Below are 22,768 nucleotides of genomic sequence, written 5' to 3'. Positions count from 1 at the left end.
CCGGGTCACCACCAGGACCCGGTCGTCCGTCCGGCGATCGCACGACCCCGGCCGACCCCGGCCGCGCGCTGCGCGAGCCACCCGCACTCACTGATCATCATGCGACCGGATGACTGCTGAACCTGAGATCCCGTCATCCGCGCTGCCGACCGACCCCCACGCACCCACGTCCGCACGTTCCCCCCCACCTACGTCCGTACGTTCCCCCACGCACCCACGTCCGTACGTTCACGTTCCCCCATGCGCATCCGCACCGTGTCAGAGATCCGGGATCCCTGGTCCCACGATCGCCGGATGCCGCCCGGCCTCGGGTCGAACGGCACCCGGCAGAAGGAGAATCCACCCCGCATGCGAACCACACGCCATCTGTCGCTACGCTCCCTGGTCGCGGGACTGGCCGTCGCCGCACTCGCCTTGGCGGGCGCCGTCACCTCGACCGTCAACGCCACCCCGTCGCACGCCGCCACCTGCAGCGGGTACGTCGGACTCACCTTCGACGACGGGCCGTCCAACGACCACACGCCGGGCCTGCTCAACGCGCTCAAGCAGAACGGGCTGCGCGCCACCATGTTCAACGAGGGCCAGTACGCCGCCGCCTACCCGGCCCAGGTCCAGGCCGAGATCAACGCCGGCATGTGGGTCGGAAACCACAGCTACACCCACCCGCACCTGATCCAGGAGAGCCAGGCGCAGATCGACTCGGAGGTCTCCCGGACCCAGCAGGCGATCGCCGGTGCCGGCGGCGGCACCCCCAAGCTCTTCCGACCGCCCTACGGTGAGACCAACGCGACGCTGCAGGCCGTGGAGGCCAAGTACGGCCTCACGCAGGTCATCTGGGACGTCGACTCGCAGGACTGGAACGGCGCCGGCACCGACGCGATCGTGCAGGCCAACGCCCGGCTCACCAACGGCCAGATCATCCTGATGCACGAGTGGCCGGCCAACACGCTCGCCGCGATCCCGCGCATCGCGCAGGGCCTGGCCGCCCGCGGCCTGTGCGCGGGCATGATCTCCCCGGCGACCGGCCGCGCGGTCGCCCCCGACAGCACGGGCGGCGGGACGGGCGGTGGCGGATCCGGTGGCAGCTGCACCGCCGTCATCTCCGCCGGCCAGCAGTGGAGCGACCGCTACAACCTCAACGTCGCGGTCACCGGCTCCACCAACTGGACCGTCACCATGAACGTTCCCTCCCCGGAGAAGGTCCTCTCCACCTGGAACATCACCGCCGGCTACCCCAGCAGCCAGGTCCTCACCGCCAAGCCCAACGGGAGCGGAAACACCTGGGGCGTCACCATCCAGGCCAACGGCAGCTGGACCTGGCCCACCGTCACCTGCGCCGCCGCCTGACCGCCGTACCCGCGTAACCCCGCACCGGCTCGGCGCGGCGGCTCACCACCGCCGCGCCGAGCCGGTCGGCCGTTCGTGGACACGCCGTCCGGGTCGACGCCGCCACCCCCGGCGCGAAGGCCGGACAGCGCGGCAGCAGAACGCCGCCGTCGCGACGGCAGCGACGGCGAGGCAATCGGCCCGCGCTGCGGCCTGTCACCCCAGGATCACGCCGCGCCGCGTGCCACCCTGGTTGCACGCCGTCGATTTCCAACCGGGGCGACCCGTCGCGCCCGCGCCCGACACACCCAGGGCGCGGCCCGCCCCGCCCGCCCCGTCCGTCCCTCGCCCCTCGTCGTGGGCAAGGGTGATGACGGCCAGGGCGTCCTGCAGATACCGGTGTGAACTCAGATCAGGAGCAGGGTCTTGCCCAGAGCGCTCCGGCTCTCGATCGCGGCGTGCGCGTCCGCGGCGTGCTCCAGCGGGAAGGTCTGTCCGATGATCGGCCGAACTCGGCCCGCGACCGCCTCTGCCATCACCTGTTCGGCCCACCGGCGCATCCGGGGCCGGAAGCCGTACAGCTGCTCGATTCCGATCACTTCGACCTCGCGCCGCTGCGCCTGCGCAGGATCGATCACTGTCAGCCGGCCACTGGAGGCCCCGTGCACGGAGAATCGGCCATGGCGGGCCGTCAGCTCGAACGCGGCCCGGCCGATCTCCCCGCCCACGCCGTCGAACACGACGTCGACTCCCGCGCCGCCGGTCGCCCGGAGGACCTGCTCGGTCCAGTCCGGTGCGGAGTAGTCGACGGCGGCCTCGGCGCCCAGGCCACGGATCACGTCGAGCTTCCGCGCCCCGCGGGCCATCCCGATCACCCTGGCGCCGGCTGCCTGCGCCAGCTGGACCAGCAGATTGCCGACACCGCCGGCCGCCGCCTCGACCAGCACCCACTCCCCGGAAGCGATCCGGGCTCCCTCGACCAGGCCGGTCGCGGTGCTGCCGTCCGTGTGCAGGGCCGCGGCCTCGCGCAAGCCCAGCCCTTCAGGCACCGGGATCAGGACCTCCGCATCGGCCGCCACCCGCTCGGCGAAGGCACCCGTCGCCCCGGCGTCGGCCAGAACGAGCCGACCGATCCAGCTCGGATCCGCCCCCTCCCCGATCGCGCTCACCCGGCCGGCGACCATGCCACCCGGCACGTACGGCAGGTCGGGTTTGACATGCCATTGGTCGACGCCACGGCGAATCTGCGTCTCGACGAACGTGATGCCCACCACGGACACCTCGACCATCACCTGTCCCGGTCCGACGACCGGCTCCGGCGCCTCGCCCGGAACCAGAACCTCCGGACCCCCGAAACGCACCGCCTGCACCATCCGCATGCCGATCACTCTCCTGTCCGGTTGACTGACGACTCCGACATCACTGATGTCCGGACCTCAAGCAGAGTCGAGGCCACCTTCCTGCGGCTCACCACACGCGGTTCCGGCCCTCGGCGTCGAATCCTGCGGATCGACGCGTCATACCGGCGGCGTCGGGTTCGATGCCCCAGGTGAAGATCGTGCGAGGGCGGATCCGGATCAGTCCGGCACTGGCGTGGTCGCTGCCGCGGCGTGGTGGCAGACCGCGTCGTTCTGCAGCTGCCGTCGTCCGCGAGGGTCGCGAGGCGGCCCGGACGCTGCGTCTGGAAGTAGGCCGGTTCGGCGTCGGTGAGGTTCATGGCCCCAAGGTAGAACTTCAAGCCGACTTGAGGTCAAGCGCCGAAGCGCGGGACGACTCCGCGCGTGGTGAACCCGGTCGCGGAGCTCCGGGACGGACCCGCTACGGCCAGGACCCGACCGTTGAGGAACGTCTCAGCTGACTGTCAGACAACTCTCAGCTTGCGGCCCGACCGTGGTGTCATGATCAGCAGCCCTCCGGGTTCCCTGCCTGCTCCACAGCTCGCCGAGTCGCCGGCGGACGGCGTGGAACCGCCTGCACAGCGTGCTTCTGACCCACCGACATCCCCATGACACGGCGCGGGGCCTGGGCGGGGGTGGTCCAGAGCGCCTGGCGCCGTCGGGTTCCATCGGTCAGCGGCCCGGCCGGCTGCTCCATTCGGACAAGTACGCGCGAACGTCGGGGGAGGCAGCAGCGATGACCGAAACGATGTCGAGGGCGCCGGTGGGCGACTCATCCCCGGGAGGCGGAGCAGGGGGCACCGCTTCTACGGGGTTCCGTCGGTACGGCCGGTGGTTCGGCCGGATGACCCTGCGCGGCAGGTTGGCGTTGTTCACGGCGACCGCGGTGTCCCTGGCCGTGGTGATGAGCGCGCTGACCGGGTGGCTCGTCGCCGGCAACGAGATGACGACCCAGGTGGACAAGACGTTGGCGCACGCCTGGGCACCCAACGCCCACACACCCCCGCAAGCCCGGCTCAGGGCCCTCAACGACTGGTGCCAGGGGGCCGTCGCGCAGCCGTGGACGACCAGCGACACCGTCCCGACGGTGATCTTCGCCGATGGGACCTCCTGCCCGCAGAGTGACGCGCGGGCCGTGAAGGTCGTTCCGGAGGACTTGTCGGTCGCGAGGAGTGGCACGTCCGGAGCGGGCGCGGACTCCCGCTCCAGGCACGGGCGGCTGACGGACGGTGAGGCCGTTCGGGTGTACGTCGTCAGCTACGGCCCCGTCGTGTTCAACGGGGCCCGCACCACCGCGGCCGTGGCTCTCTCCCAGCCTCTGGAACCGGTGCAGGACGCCCTGTCCCGGCTCGCCTTCATCGCGGCCGGTGCGGCGGCCCTCGTCATCGCGGCATCCGCCGCCGGTGCGTTGTGGATCGCCCGCACCGCCCTGCGACCGGTCGACCGCCTCACCCGGGCTGCCGAGCACATCGCACGGACGCAGGAACCGGGCACGACCATCGCGGTGTCGGGAGGGGACGAGATCGCCCGCCTCGGCCGATCGTTCAACGCCATGAGCACCGCACTGGCGAACTCCCGCGACAGCCAGTCGCAGCTCATCGCGGACGCCGGACACGAGCTCCGTACACCGTTGACCTCCCTGCGCACCAACGTAGACCTCCTGGTCCGCAGCGAGGAGACCGGGCGGCCGTTGCCCGAGAGCACGCGGGCACGGCTCTTCGTCAACATGAAGGCTCAGATGCTGGAGCTGTCGACCCTCATCGGCGATCTGCTGGTTCTCTCCCGTCCCGCGCCGGCCGCGGGCGCCACGTGCGCCGCGGCGCTGGGGCTGCACGACGTCGTCTCCCGCGCGCTGGACCGAGCAAGGCTGAGTGGGCCTTCCCTGGTGTTCGACGTCGACCTTCAACCCTGGTACGTGCGAGCGGATGCGCACACCATGGAGCGGGCCGTGGTCAACCTCCTCGACAACGCGGTGAAGTTCAGCCCGGTCGGCGGAGCCGTCGATGTCTCGCTGACAGCCGGCATTCTCACGGTTCGTGATCACGGGCCGGGCATCGCCCCCGACGACATGCCGCACGTGTTCGACCGGTTCTGGCGTTCGCCCTTCGCGAGGCAACTGCCCGGCTCCGGTCTCGGACTGGCGATCGTCGCCCAGGCGGTCCGCGACGTCGGCGGCGAGGTGTCACTCGCTTCCGCGGCGCCCGGACCGGACGGGACGACGGGCGGTGCGGTGGCCACCGTGAAACTGCCGGGCTCACCGACACCTCCCGCTCGAACGGTTCTGGTTCGCTCGCACGACTGAGCACGGCGGCGGACGGCCTGCCCGCCCCGTGCCCGGAGATCCTGGGCGGGCTTCGGCGAGGGCCGCCGTGGTCGAGCCGTGCTCGCCGTTACCCCGGTAGCTTCCGGCGGCCTCCGAAGGGTGTCCGCAGTACCGGCGGTGGCCGGCTGATCGGTCGGCTACCGCCGGTACTGCGGTGAACATCAGCCTCGACATGGTGAAAACGCCCCTCGGGGCGTACCACGAGCGGCGGGGGCCGGAGGAGAATCGGGCGGGAGCACAGAAGACGCGTCCATGAGCAGGCTCCGGGAATCTCGATCTGCCGGGCTCCGAGAACTGGTTCACTCCGGACCTGGCGGTGGTGCCGGCCGAGCTGGCCTCGAAGACCGAGGGTGCGCTGCTGTCGGACCAGACCCTGCTGCTGGTGGAAGTCACCTCGCCCTCGAACCGTGAGACGGACCGGACCACCAAGCGGCGCCGGTACGGCCAGGACGGCGCCCCGGTCTACCTGCTGGTGGACCGGCAGCAGTGCGAGTGCACCGTGTTCTCCGAACCGGGCCGCCTGGGGTACCAGGCTGTGCACGGACCGCACCCCTTCGGCACCCCGGTTCACCTCCCCGCACCGTTCGACCTGCAGCTCGACACCGGCCGGTGCTGACCGTCGGGCCCGCCGACCCGGGGAGGGTCAGGTGGTCGTGCGGGTGCGCCTGCCCAGTTCCTGCAGGAAGCTTCCGAGCTGAGTACTCGTGAGCGGGGGTGCGGGGAGCGGTGGGGCCGTCGGTGTGCGGAAGCCGTCGAGGAGCAGGGCGAGGCTGCGGCGCCAGGCGCCGGGCGCCACGGCTTCCAGCGCCGGGGCGGTTCGGCCGAGTGCGGCCAGTGCCAGCAGCAGATCCTCGGGCGTGACGTCGCCACGCACCGTTCCGTCCGCCTGTGCCCGGCCGATCAGGATCGCGGTCGTCTCCCGGTTGTGCGGGTGCAGGGCATCCAGTGAGGGCAGGCCCGCCAGGCCCGTCGTCATCAGGTCGCCGGCCCCCCGGTCGGTGGCGAGCAGGGTGAAGACCTGGTCGAGGTAGCCGGTGAGGCCGCTCCAGGGGTCGGTGGCGAGGCGGGCCTGCTCGCCCGCTTCCGTGATGGCGGCGAGGGTGTCGCGGAACACCGCTTCGGCCAGCGCCGCCCGGTCGGGGAAGTGGCGGTAGAGCGTGGCGTTGCCGAAGCCGGCGCGTCGGGCGATGACGTTGAGCGGCGCGTCGACGCCCTGCTCGCCGTACACCTCGTGGGCGGCGACGATCAGCAGTTCGCGGTTGCGACGAGCGTCGCGCCGTCGACTGGGGGGCTCGGCTCCGTCGGTGGTCATGGGGAGACGCTACTCCCATCGGGGAGGGGTCCCCGTTTCCTGGTACGGTCGGACGATGAAACGGACAAGAGTGTCCGTTTTGCTGACCGGAGGGAACTGCCGTGAAAATAACGACACTTCAGGACCTGGCCCCGGCGGGCCTCGACGTCGCCGTCGATCCGTATCCGGTCTACGCCGCGCTCCGTGAGAAGGGGCCGGTGCACCGCGTCCTCGTCCCCGGATCGGGTGAGGTGTGGCTGATCGTGGCCCGGGACGAGGCCCGCGCCGCCCTCACCGATCCCCGACTGCGCAACGACATCCGCTTCTCCTCCTCATGGACGGCGGACGGTGGCCACGCAATCGGCCTCAACATGCTCCAGACCGACGCGCCCCAGCACACCCGGCTGCGGGCTCTCGTCGCCCGCGAGTTCACCCCCGGCCGGATCGAGGCGCTGCGTCCCCGGATCGAGGAACTCGCCGACCGTCTGGTCGACGGCCTGCTCGACACCGTGGTCAGCACCGGATCCGCCGATCTCGTCGGCTCCTTCGCCCTGACGCTCCCGCTGACCGTCATCTGCGAACTGCTCGGGGTACCGTCCGCCGACCACGGCACCTTCCACGGCTGGTCGAGCGAGATCGTCGCACCCACCTCGGCGGAGGCGGCCGAGGCAGCGGTCGCCGGCATGACGGGCTACTTTGCCGCCCTCATCGAGGACAAGCGGGCGAACCCCGGCGACGACCTGCTCAGTGCCCTCGTCGCCGCCGCGACACCCGCAGGCGCTGCGACACCCGCAGGCGGGGCGCCGGAGCCGGCGTCGGCGCCGCTCTCGTCCGAGGAACTCCTCGGTATGGCCTTCCTGTTGCTCGTCGCGGGCCACGAAACGACGGTCAACCTCATTTCGGGCGGGGTGCTCGCTCTTCTCACCCATCCCGACCAGCTCGCCGCCCTGCGCGCGGACCCGGCCCTCATCGACGGCGCGATCGAGGAGATGCTCCGCTACGACGGCCCTGTCGGTGCCGCTGCCTTCCGGTTCGCGGCCGAGCCCGTGGAGATCGGCGGCACCCTGGTCGAGGCGGGCGACTGCGTGCTCGTGTCGCTTGCCGCCGCCTCCAGGGATCCCCGTCACTTCCCCGACCCCGACCGGTTCGACATCCGGCGCAGGTCGGCCGGTCAGCTCGGCTTCGGTCACGGCATCCATCACTGCCTCGGTGCCCCGCTGGCCCGTGCCGAGGCCGCGACGGCCATCCGCGCCCTGTTCGAACGCTGCCCCGGCCTCACCCTGGCCGCCGATCCGGCAGACCTCGAACGCCGCCCGAGCGTTCTGCTCAGGGGCGTGCGCAGCCTGCCGGTGCGGATCGCCGACTGAGGGACCGGAGGGCCCGGGCGTCGACGGCCTGCCATCGCTCGTCCTGTCAGCGCGGCACGGCTGGTGGTGGGTAGCCTTGTCGCGCGCGGTCGGACCCTGCGCAGTCAGTCCCCGATCGCGAGTTTGACACCGAAGCCGACGATGACGGTGCCGGTGATCCGGTCCAACACCCGCTGCGCGACGGGACGCCGCAGCCACCCGCGCAGGACCTGGGCGAATGCCACCAGCGTCGCCGACCAGAGCAGGCCCTCCACGACATGCACACAGGTCAGCGCCACACCCATGGCCAGGTGAGGAGCGTTCGCCGGAATGAACTGGGGCAGCACGGCGACGTAGAAGACACCGATCTTGGGGTTGAGCAGGTTCGTCAGCGCCCCGCGCCGCCAGCCCGGGAACAGCCCGGAGGTCGGCGCGGGGCGCTCCTCCTCGGCGGTGGGTTCCGCCACGCCATGGCCGCGCCGCATGCTTGTCCACAGCATCCGCGCGCCCATCCACAGCAGGTACGCGGCACCCACCAGGCGCACCGTGTCGTAGGCGGCATGCGAGGCCGCGAGCAGGGCGGTGACGCCGAGGGAGCTCAGGGCCCCCCAGGTCATCGTGCCCGTCTGTATGCCCAGGACGACGCCCCAGGCTTCGCGGCGGCGGCCGGCGGCGGCCGTCCGCAGGATGAGGGCGGTGTCTAGGCCGGGGGTGAGGGTCAGTAGACCCACGACCACGGCGAACGACCAGAATGCCGTTGCGGTTCCCATACCACGTGACCATAGCGTCGGCCACCCGCAAGACTGCCCCCGGGGGCCCCAGAGCTGTGCCGCCGGGGCCGGAGACGGTCCTCGCCCACGAAGGTCCCCGCCTACGAAGCCGTGCCCAGTGCCCAGTGCCCAGTGCCCCGGGGCGCCGCTGTCCCCCTGCCCGCGTGATGTCCGCCACCGGCGCGCGCCGGCCTCGCGTGACGTGTTCAATGAGACGAAGGAGCGCTCTCGATCCTGCCGGAGTGAGACACGAGTGAGCGACAACGGCCCGGGAGAACCCGTCGCGGCGGCAGACTTCCCCACGGCGGTTCTGGTACTCGACGCAGCAGGCAAGGTCTTGACGTGCACGCGTTCGGCCGCGGCGCTGCTGGGTGCTCATGGCGCGATCGGTGGTCGCGGAGCGGATCAGCTCGACGCGGAACTGCTCTTCGAGGACCCCGGCCTGTGGGCCCGCCTCGTCGCCGGATCCGTAGGAGGTGCCCGGCGCAGCGCCCGGGCCCGGCTGCTGATGCTGGACGGCGGACGGCTGGAGGCCGACGTCGACATCATCAGCCTGATGGAGGGCTCGTCGGCGCGCGTCCTGCTGCGCCTGCGTCCCTCCGATCCGGATCATCCCGTACCGGTCGCCGTCGCCGGTGACGTCCGCCGGGCGGCGCCCTCGCCGCCGGCGGACCAGCGTGCCGCCGAGCGGCTGGCGCTGCTCAACGCGGCCGCCGCGGAGATCGGCAGCTCCCTCGACATGGCACGCGGCGCCGAGCAACTGGCGGCGGTGCTCGTCCCCGCGTTCGCCGACCTCGTGGCTGTCGATCTCACCGAACCCGTGCTGCGCGGCGAAGAGCCGGGAGAGCTCGTCACCGGAGCGCCGCTGCGACGCGTCGCCGTCAGGGCCTCCGACGGCCGGTGGCCGGCGGGGAGCTACGCCGTGGGCGACACCGTCCGGCTCCAGAGCATCGAGAGCGTCCACCTGCGCGGGGGAGCGGCGGTGTTCCTCCCCGACCTCCATGAGCTGCGCGGGGTGATCGCGGGTGAGGAGGAGCGCGTACGGCTGATCCTTCCGCCGCAGGCCGCCTCGTTCATGCTGGTTCCGCTGCAGGCCCGTGGCTCGGTCCTCGGCGCCCTGGTTCTGTGGCGTACCGCGGAGCGCCGCCCGTTCGACCAGGAGGACGCGGTTCTCGCCGAGGAGATCGGCTCCCGGGCCTCTCTCAGCATGGACAACGCCCGCCGGTACACCCGTGAGCGACGTACGGCGGAAATCCTGCAGCGCAGTCTCCTGCCGAGGCCCGTCATGGACGTCACCGGCGCCGAGACCTCCGGTGCCCACCTCCGCGCCGCCACGACCGAGGCCATCGGCGGAAGCTGGTTCGACGTCATCCAACTTCCGTCGACGCGGCTCGCGTTCGTGATGGGAACGGTGGCCGGACACGGCCTCGACGCCACGGCCGCGATGGGGCGTCTGCGCTCGGCCGTGCAGACCCTGGCCGATCTCGACCTCGGTCCGGACGAACTGCTGGCGCACCTCGACGACCTCGTGGTGCGTTTCATCGAGGACGACGACCGCCAGGAGCCCGACGCGAGCGCGCCGAGCGCGCTGACCGGCGCCACCTGTCTCTACGCCACGTACGACCCGGTGTCCCGGACCTGCGTGCTGGCCGGGGCCGGCCACCCACCGCCCGTGCTGGCCGCCAGGGGACACACCGGGAGCGCCACGAGCACGTACCGCCCCGGGCCGGTCCTGGGCACCGGCGGCCAGCCGTTCGAAACCGTCGAACTGTGCCTGGAGCCCGGCGATGTACTGGCCTTCTACGGCGGGGCGCTCGCCGAGGGAACCGACCGGTCGCGGCGGCAGCTGGAGGCGGTCAGGGCGGGTGTGCGGGACGGCGCCGACAGCGGCCTGCCGGTCACCGAGATCGGACGCGGCATCCTGGGCACCCTGTCGAACGAGCCGCCGGACGAGGACCTGGCACTGCTCGTGGTACGGGTCAGGGAGGTGCCCGCCGATGCCACGGCCGTCTGGGAGCTGCCCGCCGACCCCTCCCTCGTCGGGCGGGCACGCGAACTCGCCTCGGACCAGCTGAGCGCCTGGGGACTGGAGGATCTCGTCTTCACCACCGAGCTGATCGTCAGCGAGCTGGTCACGAACTCGATCCGGTATGCAGGCGGTCCGGTCGGGCTGCGGCTGATCAAGGACCGCGTGTTGATCTGCGAAGTCTCCGACCCGAGCCAGACGCAGCCGCATCTGCGCCGGGCGCAGCTCGTCGACGAGGGCGGCCGCGGCCTGTTCCTCGTGGCGCAGCTCGCCCACCGCTGGGGCAGCCGGTACACGGCGGCCGGCAAGACCATCTGGACGGAACAGCTCCTGGAGGGCGGTGGAGCCGGCTGACGGGCCGGGGGGCCGCGCCCGCCATGACCACCGTCCTTGGGTTCAACCGGTCGCTACAACACCAGACGGCGGCACTGCGCCCTCGGCCGGCAGAGCCCGATCACCTACGAACAGCGATCAACTACGCCGGCCATCGCGCATGACACCCGGTGTCCTCGATCAAGGGGAAAGCCCCGACGGCGGTTTCCAAGACGCCTCTCAGCAGCCCCACTTGTCCAGAGACCCGGCTGTTCGCACGGACCAGGAGTCGGTCCGTGCGAACAGCCCGTTCAATCAGGAACGATGGTCACGACTCGGTTCGTCAGGCCACCTTGACGCCGGACCCGAGGGTCCACTTCTGGTTGGCGCCTCCGGTGCAATTCCACAATTCCAGGCCGGCGCCGTTGGGGTTGGTGGCCCCGGTGACGTCGAGGCAGAGCCCGGACGGACCGCCGGTGATCGTGCCGTTGGAGTTGACGTTCCACTGCTGGTTGGTGCCGCCGTTGCAGTCGTAGATCTCAACGTGCGTACCGGCGGTGGTAGCGCCGCCGTGGGCGTCGAAGCACTTGCCCAGCACCTTCAGCGTCTTGGCCGAGGAGCTGTAGGTGATCTTCTGGTTGGCGCCGCCGTTGCAGTCCCACACGTCCAGCTGGGTGCCGTTCACCAGGGTGCTGTTCGGGTCGTCGGCACAGCGGCCGGAGAGGCCACTGGTCAGGTCGCCGCCGACCGGAGTCGAGGAGCCGGACGGGGTGACCTTGAACAACGCGGACTCGTGCGGGGCCAGGCTCCGGCTGACGGAGTTGGTGAGGGTCTCGTTCGACTTGCCCCAGAGGTTGCGCACCGTGGCGGAACCGCTGAACCCGAGGTCGGAGAAGTTGGCCGTCACCGTCTCGTTGCCGGCCCGGTCGGAACGGTTGAACAACGCCACCGTGTAGCTGCCGTCCGGGTTCTTCTGCTTCGTGGCCCACACCTGCAGATCGTTGTTGTTCGAGATCTGGCTGGCCACCACGGAGTCGGTCTGGTTGACGTTGGTCACCTCGGCGTTCTTCAGCATGTTGAGGTCACCGGCGTCCAGGTTGGTCAGGTCGCTCCCCAGCATCATCACCGACCGCGTGATCGCCCACAGAGTGATCACGCTCTGCCGCTCGTTCACGGTCAGACCATTGTGGTCACCGTTGCCGACCTCGATCGAGTCCGGGTCGTTCCAGCCACCCGGAGCGGCGTACTGCCCCCACTGAGCCAGGTTCGCCCAACGCGGCCCGACGTTGCTCCAGTTGGTGAGGGTCGAGCAGTAGCACTCGATGTCACCTCCCGTCCGCCAGCTGTTGGCGTACTGCTGCCAGGTCTTGATGTTGTTGATGTCCAGGGTGTTCGACAGGCCGTAGTGGATGGTGCGGCCGGTCTGGTTCAGCGCCTTCGACCAGGCGATGACGTCGTTCTGGTCGCTGGTGTGCACGCCGTCGATCTTGATGTAGTCGACCCCGTAGGAGGCGAACAGGTTCGCCCATGAGTTCACGAACGCCTGTGCCGCGGTGGGGTTCTTGTTGTAGTCGATGAAGTACATGACATTGCCCCACCCCCCGTAGTTCGACTCGAAGGTCGACGTGCTCGAGACGATGTCCCGTGCGTGGTACGACGTGCCCTCGATCGGGGTGTTCTGGTCGTACGCCGCCTTCGAGACGCCCGGCGTCACGTACATGCCGAACTTCTCACCCAGGCCGTGGATGAAGTCGCCCAGGTTCTTCATACCGTCCGGGAACTTGCCGCTGTCGACGACCCAGCGACCGTACTGATCGACGGTGGTGCCGGGGTTCTTGATGTAGTAGTCGTCCAGGTTGATGTACTTGTAACCCGCAGACATCAGGCCCGAGTCGTGCATCGCCTGAGCCTGGGCCTTGATCTTGGCCTCGGTCGGGCTGCTTCTGATGGAGCTCCAGCTGCTCCACCCCATCGGCGGCGTCAGCGACGCACCGTTGTCCTGGGCTTGCGCGGGCGTCGAGCCCGACAGGGTGGATATGAACAGAGACGACGCCAGGGCAACCGTCGCGACGAGCGCGCGCTTGTACATGACTCTCCTTCGAGTCGAATCACTTCACGTTCGAGGGTTCATGCTGTTCCGTATTGAGCCCTAGTGTTCGATTGAGTGTCAATACATCTACCAAGGTGAACTCAATCAAACAGATCCGTTCAGCTCCGGACTGACGCGGCGGCTGTAGTTCGTTGGTTGGCGGGTCGCCGTTGCTGGTCAAGTGGTTGCTGTGGCAGGGATGTTGTTCCAGCGGCGGTGGGCTCGGGCGCCCTGGTGTTGGTGGTGGCGCCAGGGGGACCAGTGCAGGACGTGGGCGCGGTCGCGTCGCGGGCGGGGCAGGGCGGTGATCCGGAGCAATCGCAGGACCTCGCGGACGCGGGGCGGGATGAGCCGGTGGCCCGAGGGTGCCGCGGCGGCGGTGCGGGCGCGCGTGACGGCGAGGACGGTGCCGGCGACCATGCTGATCCGGGTCCAGCGCATAGGAGTTCCGGCAGGTGGTCTGGCCCTGGTCAAGCCGGCAACTCCTTCGGCGAGCTGGAAGTCCTCCTCCACCCGCCACCTGCGGCGCACCACATCCACGACAGCCGCCGGACCCCATCTCCAACCGGTATGACGAGCCCACTGGTACCGCAGACCCACCGGTTGACCGGGACGCCCCGACCCATTTCCTGTCCCCGAGGTGACCAGCGCAGCGCTTTCCGGCGTCCCTGTACGGGGAGTCCACCGGACACACCCGGCCCTGGAGCTGCCGATTGCTGCTGACGCCGCGTCGATGCACATGACTTTGAGAAGCATCGAGACGATGCACGGCGCAGCGCCGCCGTGGACCCGCGGGACGGCCTTCCGGGATCCACGCCGGCGCTGCGCCGTGCGGGGCTCAGTGGAGGGTGAACGTCTGCGCGCTCGTCCCGTTGCAGTCCCAGATCTCCAGGCGGGTGCCGTTGGCTGTGGAGGCGTTGGGTGAGTCGAGGCAGCGGCCGGACCGGGGGTTGAGGAGTGAGCCGTTCGACTGTTGCTTCCAGACCTGGTTGGCGCCGCCGTTGCAGTCCCACAGCTCGACCAGGGTGCCGTTGGTCGTCTCGTTGCCGGTGATGTCGAGGCAGCGGCCGATGGTGCTGAGCGAGCCGGCGGACTGCTGGGTCCAGTACTGGTCCTCGGCGTAGTTCTGGCAGTCCCACAGGCGGACGGCCGCCCCGTTCACGGCGGTGTCGTCGCCGGCGACGTCGGCGCACTTGCCGCCCGGTCCGGTGATCCGGCCCTGCGGGCCGTTGGGGACGTTGGTCTCACCGGAGTAGCCGACCGAGACGATGTTCGCCTGCACCGCGTTCTCTGTGGTGCCGGACGGGAGTCCGGCGACCATGACGCCTTCGAAGAAGGTGCCCCTGTTCCAGTTGCTGTTGTCGCCGCCGGTGCCCAGGATGATGCCGCCCTCCTGGTGCATGGGTCGGTAGCCGGGGCGGGTCGGGAGCGCGCCGTTCCACCAGGTCGTCAGGCCGCCGGACTGTGAGTCGCCGCCCTTGAGGGCGTAGGTGGTCTGCCCGTCGTTCTTCAGCACGGCCGTCACGAACGCACTCTTGTCTCCGGTGTTCGCGGTGTTGGAGCCGTTGTTTCCCTGGAACATGCCGCTTTCGAGGTCCGCCTCGACCCACGTGTGAACTGACGGCAGCGCGCTTTCCCGCCCGCAGCCGCCCGCACCGGCCCGGACGGCGAACCGGTGCTGCTCAAGGACCAGTACCGGCGCCTGTGGGACCGCTCCGCATCCGCCGCGGCCTGGCCCGCGATCGGCCGGGCCGCCGCCGGACGCGGCCTGGGGCCCTACGGGCTGCAGGCGCCGATCGCCGCCTGCCATGCGACGGCCCCCTCGGCGGCGCGGACCGACTGGGAGTGGATCGTGCTGCTCTACGAGGGGCTGGGCCGGGTGGCCCCCTCCGCCGTCGTCGAGCTCAACCGGGCGGTCGCCGTCGCGATGGCGACCGGGCCGCAGCAGGCGCTCGCCATCGTCGACGAACCGGTCGCCACCGACCGGCTCTCGGGCTCGCACCTGCTCCCGAGCGTGCGCGGCGAACTGCTGCTCCGGCTCGGCCGGACCGGCGAGGCCCGGGCCGAACTCGAACTCGCCGCCCGCCTCAGCCGCAACACCCGCGAACAGTCGGTGCTGCTGCGCAAGGCGGCCACGCTGCCGTGATCGGGGTGCGCCCACCGCTGCGCCGGCACGGCGACCGTCCTCGTGCCTCCCGCCTGACGGTTCCGCCACGTCCGAGCAGCCCGGCGGTCGCGCGGGCGGGGGAGGACACGCTGCGGGATCTTCCGGCCGGTGCGGGTTCAGCGGGGAGCGGCGGACTCCGGTACGCCGAACGCGCGCTCGGCCGTCGTGGTCACCCAGGTCGGAAGCTGTGCCACCGCTATGGCCGGCGAGGCGGGGTAGTCCGGGCTGATCGCCCCGTGCGGGAAGAACGCCACTCGGCACCGTCGGCACAGCCAGGCCGTCTGCCAAACCCAGTGACGTCGTTCCCAGGCCGTGTGCCACGCCCCGGCACTGTCCCCGGCGAGCCGGATCCGCCGCTGCTTCGTCGCCAGTTGGACGACCAGCCCGGCCAGCGCCAACGGTACGGAGAAGACCAGCGGGCCGAGGAGGTAGCCCATGCGGTAGGAGGTGTCCGCGTCCTCCAGGTCCGGGAGGCCGTTGGCCATGTTCATCAGCCAGAGGACGGTGATCACGCCTGCCACGGCGTAGAGCGCGATGGCGGGCTTGCTGTGCCCGGCCGCTGCTGTCGGCGGCGGGGGTGGCGGCGGCAGGAGCCGGCCGCGCTCCGGCTCCCCGAGCGGGTGGACGGCATCGGCCAACGCGTGCGGCACGTTCACGGTCTGGTCGGACTCGGCGCACTGGGGGCATTCAGCGTTCATCGGCCGGTGCTGCTCCCGCTTCTGAGGTTGCACGTAGGTCGTGCGTGGACGGTGTGACAGCGCATTAGAGCACAGGAGTCCGGCCGTCCGTCACATGGTTTCGGGAGGCGGACCGGGCCGGGGCTTCGGTGCCACGCTGCTGTCGCCCGGGTGCCGTCCGCAGGGACCCTCACGGGCCGGAGGTCGGCCCGCGCGGACGCTTCAGGTCGAGAGGGAAGGGCCTCGCCGAGGCGAAGCACCCGGGGCACCGGCCCGTCTCAAGACAGTTCGACCGGCACCCGAGAGGTCACTGGACCGCGAGTCGGATCTGGTCGACGGACGGGAGGGAAGTCGGCATCTCGTCGGTGACCCAGGAGTACTCCAGCGCCGACAGTGCCGTGCCGCCCTCGGCCCACAGCAGCAGATCGCCGATGTACTCGCCGGAGCGGTCGTAGACGCCGGCGCCGACCGGCAGGAGCGTGTGCGTCGCGGCTGGATCCTGGACCAGCCCGCGCACCCGAAGGTCGACGCTCACCGACCCGGCTCCCCAGGTGCCCACCACCTCGGTCCGCTCCAGCCGGCCGCGCAACGCCGGGGCACCGGGGAAGTCGGCCGCCAGGAGGTGTTCCAGCACAGCTCGCTCGGAGGCGTTCAGCGGACGGGGTTCGAAGACGGGCGGTTCAGTCATGCGCCCATCTTCGCGGGTCCACCGCCGACCGGAGTGGCGGCCGTGCCGCGACCGGCCGCCGCTCCGTGGTCCGGCCGCACCGCTGAGGTGCCCGGGCACCAGCCTTCGACGACGGTCTCCTCGTGGATCATTTCCAGATGATGCCGTTGTCGAGCGTGTACGGGTCGTCCCAGTATTCGACGGCCGCGACCCTGGACGTCGTGGGGGACATCGTCGGTATGCAGAAGTCGGCGGACTTGCCGTTGGTGAACTCGTTGGGCATCGAGCCGTCGTTGCACCTGGCGAAGGTCCCGAAGACCATCAGGTCCGGGGCCTCGGTGCCGTTCGCGAGCAGGCCCTTGATGTGGCTGAGGTTGGTGAACGAGAGGTCGGTGTCGCCGATGTTGGTGACCTTGTAGTGGATGTAGTACGGCACCAGGCCCTTGGTGTTGTCGTCGAGCTTCAGCGAGGCGAGATCGGCCGGGTCGCCCTTCTCGATCGAGGTGACCGTGAGCGCGATGGCGCCCTCGGAGCCCCCGAAGGAGAACGGGAGCCGGACGGCGTCGCCGATCTTGACGGTGGTGCCCGGGGCGGGGCCGGAAACCGCCGGTGCCGGTGCGGCCGAGGAACTCGTCGGTGCGGCCGCCGTGATCGAGGGGGCCGTGACGGTGGGCGCGCTGATCGCGGTGGCGGTCGGTGTGGCCGTCGGGGTGGTGACGGGTGCGGCGGCCGCGTTGTTCGATCCGGACCCGCCGCCGCTGCAGGCGGTCAGGGCGAGCATGCCGACCGCGGTCAGAGCGGCCAGGACCGTTGTGCTGCGACTTCTGTCGATGGGCCTCACGTGACGTCCCCCGTGTGTGCGGGCCACGTGATCGCGGCCCTCGTGAGGGACCTTCATAGCCTAGTCCGCGAAGCGGGCGCCACTTCGGTGACGGCCTACGCTCCGGAGCCCGGACGGTCGTCAGCCGGCGGCGAGGCGGTTGATGTCGGGGTTGCGCAGCACCGTGGGGCCGGCGCCGTTCTGTCGGGTGGCGGCGAGCATGGCGTGTCCGACGCTGCGGGTGTCGGTCACGTGTCGGGGGAAGGCGCGCCGCAGGAGGGGGTACAGGCCGGCGGTGAGGCCGTACAGGGCGCGGTAGAGGGAGGTTCGGGAGGCGGCGCCGTCGGCCGGCTGGATGAAGCCGGGGCGGAACATGTACGCGGTCATCGGCATGGCGAGCAGGTCGTTCTCGGTGCGGCCTTTGACGCGGGCCCACATCTGGCGGCTCCTGCCGGTGCTGTCCGTGCCTTCGCCGGAGACGTAGACGAACGTCAGTGAGGGGCTCGCGGCGTGCAGGGCGCGGGCGGCGGCGAGTGTGTAGTCATGGGTGATGCGGGTGTACTCCTTCTCGCCGCGTCCGACGGCGGAGACGCCGAGGCAGAAGAGGCAGGCGTCCAGGTCCTTGAACCGGTCCTGGACGGCGCTGTAGTCGGTGAAGTCGGTGTGGACGATCTGCCGCAGCTTGGCGTGGGTCAGCGGGAGCGGGCGGCGGACCACGGCGAGGACCTCGGTGACGGTGTCGTCGAGGAGGCAGGCGCGCAGTGCGCCGTGCCCGACCATTCCGGACGCTCCGAAGACGATGACGCGCACAGCTGCTCCAGGGGGGTGGGAGATGGGGAGGGGAGGGGACGGAAGGGGAGGGGTCGGAGTGTGGTGCGGGCGAGCGCGCCCGCGGTGAGGGTGGCGAGCATCTGTCGCAGGGAAGCGGCCACCTCCATGGGCCGGGCTGGTCTGCTGCGACGCCACGGGTTGCCGGTCCGGAGCACGCTGCGGCCAGGCGAGAGCGAGCCGTTCCGCCGCCGGCTCACTGCCGCTCCCGGCGATGGCCGGACCGTCGTACCAGTGGGACCGAAGGCGCTCACCTTGATGGCCGGCCCGAGACCTGAGCCGTTACCTGGGCGGCCTGGTCACACGACACGACGTCACCGGTCGAAGCATCCGGGGGCGGGCGGGACACGTCGGTGCCCGGCCCGCTCTCGGTCGAGCCCCGTCGGCCTCAGCCCTCGCCCCCGGCGTCGCGGCGGGGCGCGCTCATGTCGCCGGTGGCGGGGATGCCGTCGGCCAGCCCGTAGCGCAGGAGGACGGTGCCGCGAGGACTGGCGACGGGCGGCTCGAGCAGCGTGACGTTGGTGGGGACCGCGCCTTCGTCGAACACCTTCTTCCCGATGCCGAGGACGATCGGGTGGACCCAGAGGTCCAGGCGGTCGAACAGCTTCTCGCGTAGGAGGGTCTGCACCAGGTCGAGGCTTCCGACGACCTTCACGTGCTGGTGCCGGTCGCGGATCTCGCGCACCGCACCGGGCAGGTCCGGTCCGAGTTGCGTGGACTTCGCCCACGGGAGGTCGGGCGTGCCGCGGGAGGCCACGTACTTCGGGATGCTGTTGAAGAGCGTGGCGAAGGGGTTGTCCTCGACCTGCGGCCAGTAGGCGGCGAAGATGTCGTACGTGCGTCGGCCGAGCAGGAGGGCGTCCGTGCCCTCGTACGCGGCGTCGACCTGTGCCCCGGCTACGTCGTCCATCAGGGGGGCCTGCCAGCCGCCGAAGGGGAAGCCCTCCGGGTCTTCGTCCGGACCGCCGGGCGCCTGCCCGACGTGGTCGAGGGTGGTGAACAGCTCGATGTGAATGAGGCCCATGGTGTGCTCCCGGTGAGTCGGTTGTCCTGTCGGGGATCAAGACGGGGCGGGACGGACGGCCGCATCGCTGCGCCGCCGCCCGGCCGGTCACCTCGATGGTCACCCAGGAGGTGGGCCGATACCTCGGCGGCCACGCCGAAGCCCGCCCCGACACCTGGGCGGCCAGGCCGCACGAGACAGCGTCACAGGCCGAGCACTGGTGAGGGCGGCCCGGACACTTTGGAGCCCGACCCGCCCCCGTCCTTCACCCGGGCGACCTCTGAGGTTCCGTCAGCCGTACGGCGGCCTGGCCCGGGTGCCGATCGGGTGCCGGACCGGGGTGGTCGGTCCGCGTCGGACCAGGTCCTCGACGTGGGCGGCGCGGCCAGGAGCGCGGCCTGCTCGGCGATGGCCGTAGCCGGGTCGGGCGCCTGGCCTCCGGACTCGTCACCGACGCCTTCGACCAGGCCCTGACCGCCGCCCAGGGCGACCTGAAGAGTGAGTGGCGCTACGACTGGGACCCGGATGCACCGCACATCGCTCCGATGGCCCAGTACCGGCACGCCGCCTTCGGCTACGGCACCCGCACCACCACCATCGACATCGTCGACGGGCAGGGCGTGCTGACCGCCGCCGTCCGGAACTCTCCAGCCGGGTAGGGCAGTTGGAGGAGCGACTGAAGGCCGCGGAGCAGAGCGCCCCGGTCGGCGGCCGACGCGCATCTGTTCGTCGCCCGGCCATCAGCGGCCGGGCTCCTGCTCGGTGGCTGCGCCCTTTCATGGACGGTCCCCTGTACCTGCCTCCCGCGCCCTCGACAGTCGGCGCCCTTGGCCGCACCAGGAGCCCGAACACCGGCGCCGCAGCCACCCGCCCCTTCCTGGACGCCGTTGTACGAGGCAAACCCCACTGCGGCCGGGTGTGCTCGTCGAAGGGCGACCGGCTGCGCCGTCCGGAGGGCCAGCAGGAAGCCGCCCCGGACCAGCTTGTCGGCCGGTGCGTTCTGCACGTTCGACATCGCCGTTGGGCCGGTTGCCGGCGTCAGGACGGTTCATCGCTACGGCTGAGGTGGCCGTCGGTGAAGTGCCAGTGGTGCAGGTGCGTGCGTCGGCGCCAGGTGTCGTCGGCGTGCAGGGCCCCGGTGATCCATTCGTGCAGTTGCGGCAGGGCCTGTGTTCGTAGAAGTGTGCGTGCGGAGCCCCGGTCGCCGCTGTTGACGGGCCAGATGTCGATGTAGAAGCCCACAGAGTCCGGGTGGGTGCCACCGGCGTAGTTGCCGGGCCGCGGGGCGAGCCACTCGACGCCCAGGACGAGGGGCGGCTCGGTCCTGTCGGCCCCCAGGCCGGTGAGGAAGCGCACCTTTCTCACCTCGTCCGTCAGGGGGCCGAGAGCGTCGCGGACGTCGGTGGTCGTCAGTGGCCATGCGAGGTGGCGGGGCAGCCGTCGGTTTCGTGCGGACATGCCCGAACCATCGCAACCATGGACCTCCGGCGCAAAGGAGTTCCCGTTCTCCCCGACCGGCGCGGAACAAGCGGCGTCAGGTCTGCCTTGGGTGGTAGGCATATGATCCGTTCGGCCGGCGTGGAGCGCCGGCCTCTCTCCGGGCGGATCTGATCGCGCCGGTCGTAGGTTTCCGCTGCCCGCGAGGCAGTGTAGGGGGGGTCACATGAAGAGCTTGCGAAGCGCCGTGGTCGTCGGCACCGGCGTTCTGGTCGTCGCGGGGGCGCTGCCGTTGCAGTCGGCCGCTGCCGACCAGGCGCACATCTACCTGAACAGCGCGCAGTGCGACCAGCCCGTCAACACGTGGTTCGACTGGCAGACGCAGCCGTTGAAGGTGCAGGCCGGCGATGATGCCGGAGCGCTGTGCCGGGTCCAGTTCGGCGCTGACGCGCAAGGCGCCAAGAACGTGAAGCTGGGCCTGACCATATCGGCGCAGTCCGTCGCCGACTCCGGCTACTCCGCCCAGCAGCTCGCACAGCGGCTGTCGGTCAGGAGCTACTACTTCGCCGGCAGTGTCACGGACCGGGCGGCCGGTCGTCGCTGGGTGGTGAACGGCGACGGCTCCCTGACGCTGGACCTTCCGGCCCACGACTTCCCGGTGACCGACAGTTCGAACTGGCCGGACGGTGTGGGGATGGTGGACCTCTACATCTCGGGTGCGCCGTCGGTGAAGTCCGTGCTGCTCCAGGGCCTGCTGGAGCTGACCGCGGACGGCCTCCCGGAGAAGCTCACCAAGCCGGTCTCTATCAACTACGTCGGCGACGGCGGAAGCATCCATCTCGGTGATCCCAGCACCCTGGTGCCGGTGAGTCCGGCCCGTCTGCTGGACACCCGCGCGGGCACCGGCGCCCCCAAGGCCAAGCTCGGCCCCGACAGCACGCTCACCCTGACGGTGGCCGGCCGCGCCGGGCTGCCCCTCACGGGAGTCAGCGCCGTCGTCCTCAACGTCACGGTCACCAACCCCACCGAGGCGAGTCACGTCACCGCGTACCCGCACGGTACCGGCCGGCCCACCGCGTCGAACCTCAACTTCACGCCCGGCGAGACCATCCCGAACCAGGTGACGGTCCCGGTCGTGGACGGCAGGATCGATTTCTACAACCACCTCGGCACCGTCGACCTGGTCGCCGATGTCAGCGCCTACTACACCCCGGGTGACGCGGGTTCCCGGTACACCGCTCTGCCCACCCCGGCCCGTCTGCTGGACACCCGCGCGGGCACCGGGTCCGCCAAGGCCAAGCTCGGCCCCGACAGCTCCCTCACCGTCCAGGTGGCCGGCCGGGGCGGCGTCCCGGCGGAAGGCGTCACCGCGGTGATCCTTAACGTCACCGTCACGAACCCCACCGACGAGAGCTACGTCACCGCGTACCCGCACGGTACCGGCCGGCCCACCGCGTCGAACCTCAACTTCACGCCCGGCGAGAGCATCCCGAACCAGGTCGTCGTCCCCGTGGTGGACGGCAGGATCGACCTCTACAACCACATCGGCGCCGTCGACCTGGTCGCCGATGTCAGCGGCTACTTCTCCGCCTCCGGATCCGTCTTCGTACCCACCGGACCCGCCCGCGCTCTCGACACCCGCAACGGGACCGGCGGTTTCCAGGGCAGGCTCGGTCCCAGTGCCATCGCGCTGACGGTCGGGCGCTGGGCGAACGGAGTCCCGCCGTACGGGGTCACCGGTGCGGCGCTGAACGTCACCGTGACGAACGCGACGGACAGCAGCTTCCTGGCCGTCTACGGTACCGGCCCGGGCTGGCCGATCCCCACGACGTCGAGCCTGAACTTCAGCGCCGGCCAGACGATCGCGAACGCGGTGACGCCGAGCGTCGGCGACGGGGTGATCTTCGCCAACCACGTCGGGAGTACCGACGTGATCGCTGACGTCTCGGGCTACTTCACCGCCGGCTGACGCACAGCTCGGCAGCCTGAGAGCGGATCGGATCAGTAGAGCCGACCGGCAACCAGGACACCCGGTCGAGCCGCTCGGAGACCGGCGGCTCGGGCCCGGCCGACGCGACGACCGACGTGATGAGACCCTGCGCTGCTTCCACCTTTGGGACAGGTTCGTCCGGGCCTTCCGGGCCTCGCGCCCGGAAGGCCCGGACAGCGGCACCCTCTTCACGGAGGGCTTCGCCTTGCCCCGAGGGTCCGCCTGTCGGCGTGGGAGCCGGAATCAGGGCGCTTGGGGGAACCGGGTTGCGAGGCAGCCGGGAGCTGCGGTGGAATCGG

Annotated in this window: 18 protein-coding genes and 1 pseudogene; 7 read left to right on the top strand and 12 right to left on the bottom strand. The window is 70.8% G+C overall.

Annotation, left to right across the window (positions count from 1 at the left end; all coding sequences use genetic code 11):
* Positions 1–348 precede the first annotated feature (348 nt).
* On the top strand, positions 349–1,347 hold the full coding sequence (locus OG823_RS01270) for a polysaccharide deacetylase family protein (RefSeq protein ID WP_371476670.1): 999 nt from the start codon (positions 349–351) through the stop codon (positions 1,345–1,347).
* A gap of 386 nt (positions 1,348–1,733) precedes the next feature.
* Here the strand turns inward: OG823_RS01270 and OG823_RS01265 are convergent, their stop codons facing one another.
* Positions 1,734–2,705, bottom strand: coding sequence for a zinc-binding dehydrogenase (locus OG823_RS01265; RefSeq protein WP_371484266.1), 972 nt, complete (start codon positions 2,703–2,705; stop codon positions 1,734–1,736).
* Positions 2,706–3,459: 754 nt separating this feature from the next.
* Between OG823_RS01265 and OG823_RS01260 the strand changes: the two genes are divergently transcribed.
* The gene (locus OG823_RS01260) at positions 3,460–5,025 is read left to right on the top strand and encodes an ATP-binding protein (RefSeq protein WP_371476668.1); all 1,566 of its coding nucleotides are present in this window, start codon (positions 3,460–3,462) and stop codon (positions 5,023–5,025) included.
* A 280-nt stretch (positions 5,026–5,305) separates the two neighbouring features.
* A pseudogene (locus tag OG823_RS01255) lies at positions 5,306–5,662 on the top strand (Uma2 family endonuclease); the annotation flags it as partial.
* A gap of 27 nt (positions 5,663–5,689) precedes the next feature.
* On the opposite strand, the gene OG823_RS01250 reads toward OG823_RS01255, so the two are convergent.
* On the bottom strand, positions 5,690–6,358 hold the full coding sequence (locus OG823_RS01250) for a TetR/AcrR family transcriptional regulator (RefSeq protein WP_371476667.1): 669 nt from the start codon (positions 6,356–6,358) through the stop codon (positions 5,690–5,692).
* Positions 6,359–6,459: 101 nt separating this feature from the next.
* On the opposite strand from OG823_RS01250, the gene OG823_RS01245 reads away from it, so the two are divergent.
* Positions 6,460–7,704, top strand: coding sequence for a cytochrome P450 (locus OG823_RS01245; RefSeq protein ID WP_371476665.1), 1,245 nt, complete (start codon positions 6,460–6,462; stop codon positions 7,702–7,704).
* 104 nt (positions 7,705–7,808) lie between these two features.
* Here the strand turns inward: OG823_RS01245 and OG823_RS01240 are convergent, their stop codons facing one another.
* A complete protein-coding gene (locus OG823_RS01240) occupies positions 7,809–8,453 on the bottom strand; it encodes a LysE family translocator (protein ID WP_371476663.1) in 645 nt (214 codons plus the stop codon).
* A 337-nt stretch (positions 8,454–8,790) separates the two neighbouring features.
* Here OG823_RS01240 and OG823_RS01235 point away from each other — a divergent pair, with 337 nt between their 5' ends.
* Positions 8,791–10,833 (top strand): SpoIIE family protein phosphatase, encoded by a 2,043-nt coding sequence (locus OG823_RS01235; RefSeq protein WP_371476662.1) that lies wholly within the window; start codon positions 8,791–8,793, stop codon positions 10,831–10,833.
* Between the two features lie 301 nt (positions 10,834–11,134).
* On the opposite strand, the gene OG823_RS01230 is transcribed toward OG823_RS01235, so the two are convergent.
* From OG823_RS01230 to OG823_RS01220, 3 genes are all read right to left on the bottom strand, one after another.
* Entirely contained in the window at positions 11,135–12,880 is a 1,746-nt protein-coding gene (locus OG823_RS01230; RefSeq protein ID WP_371476660.1) for a ricin-type beta-trefoil lectin domain protein, read from the bottom strand.
* Between the two features lie 177 nt (positions 12,881–13,057).
* Entirely contained in the window at positions 13,058–13,321 is a 264-nt protein-coding gene (locus tag OG823_RS01225; protein ID WP_371476658.1) for a hypothetical protein, read from the bottom strand.
* Between the two features lie 397 nt (positions 13,322–13,718).
* Positions 13,719–14,462, bottom strand: coding sequence for an arabinofuranosidase catalytic domain-containing protein (locus OG823_RS01220; protein ID WP_371476657.1), 744 nt, complete (start codon positions 14,460–14,462; stop codon positions 13,719–13,721).
* A 93-nt stretch (positions 14,463–14,555) separates the two neighbouring features.
* Between OG823_RS01220 and OG823_RS01215 the strand changes: the two genes are divergently transcribed.
* The gene (locus OG823_RS01215) at positions 14,556–15,026 is read left to right on the top strand and encodes a hypothetical protein (protein WP_371476655.1); all 471 of its coding nucleotides are present in this window, start codon (positions 14,556–14,558) and stop codon (positions 15,024–15,026) included.
* Between the two features lie 137 nt (positions 15,027–15,163).
* On the opposite strand, the gene OG823_RS01210 is transcribed toward OG823_RS01215, so the two are convergent.
* From OG823_RS01210 to OG823_RS01185, 6 genes are all read right to left on the bottom strand, one after another.
* Complete coding sequence (locus OG823_RS01210) at positions 15,164–15,745, bottom strand: hypothetical protein (protein ID WP_371476653.1); 582 nt, start codon at positions 15,743–15,745, stop codon at positions 15,164–15,166.
* A 286-nt stretch (positions 15,746–16,031) separates the two neighbouring features.
* Positions 16,032–16,412, bottom strand: a complete 381-nt coding sequence (locus OG823_RS01205) for a hypothetical protein (protein ID WP_371476652.1) — start codon at positions 16,410–16,412, stop codon at positions 16,032–16,034.
* Between the two features lie 127 nt (positions 16,413–16,539).
* A complete protein-coding gene (locus tag OG823_RS01200; RefSeq protein WP_371476651.1) occupies positions 16,540–17,232 on the bottom strand; it encodes a hypothetical protein in 693 nt (230 codons plus the stop codon).
* A gap of 120 nt (positions 17,233–17,352) precedes the next feature.
* Positions 17,353–18,021, bottom strand: a complete 669-nt coding sequence (locus OG823_RS01195) for an NAD-dependent epimerase/dehydratase family protein (protein WP_371476649.1) — start codon at positions 18,019–18,021, stop codon at positions 17,353–17,355.
* 406 nt (positions 18,022–18,427) lie between these two features.
* Positions 18,428–19,063: a dihydrofolate reductase family protein gene (locus OG823_RS01190; RefSeq protein ID WP_371476647.1), complete on the bottom strand. Its 636-nt coding sequence runs from the start codon at positions 19,061–19,063 to the stop codon at positions 18,428–18,430.
* Between the two features lie 1,017 nt (positions 19,064–20,080).
* Positions 20,081–20,500: a hypothetical protein gene (locus tag OG823_RS01185; protein WP_371476646.1), complete on the bottom strand. Its 420-nt coding sequence runs from the start codon at positions 20,498–20,500 to the stop codon at positions 20,081–20,083.
* 205 nt (positions 20,501–20,705) lie between these two features.
* Between OG823_RS01185 and OG823_RS01180 the strand changes: the two genes are divergently transcribed.
* Positions 20,706–22,448, top strand: coding sequence for a hypothetical protein (locus tag OG823_RS01180; RefSeq protein ID WP_371476645.1), 1,743 nt, complete (start codon positions 20,706–20,708; stop codon positions 22,446–22,448).
* Positions 22,449–22,768: the final 320 nt, after the last annotated feature.

Origin of the sequence: Kitasatospora sp. NBC_00315 (assembly GCF_041435095.1) — a bacterium.
In the GTDB taxonomy this organism is placed as follows: Bacteria; Actinomycetota; Actinomycetes; order Streptomycetales; family Streptomycetaceae; genus Kitasatospora.
This window is presented reverse-complemented; position numbering and strand designations above follow the sequence as displayed.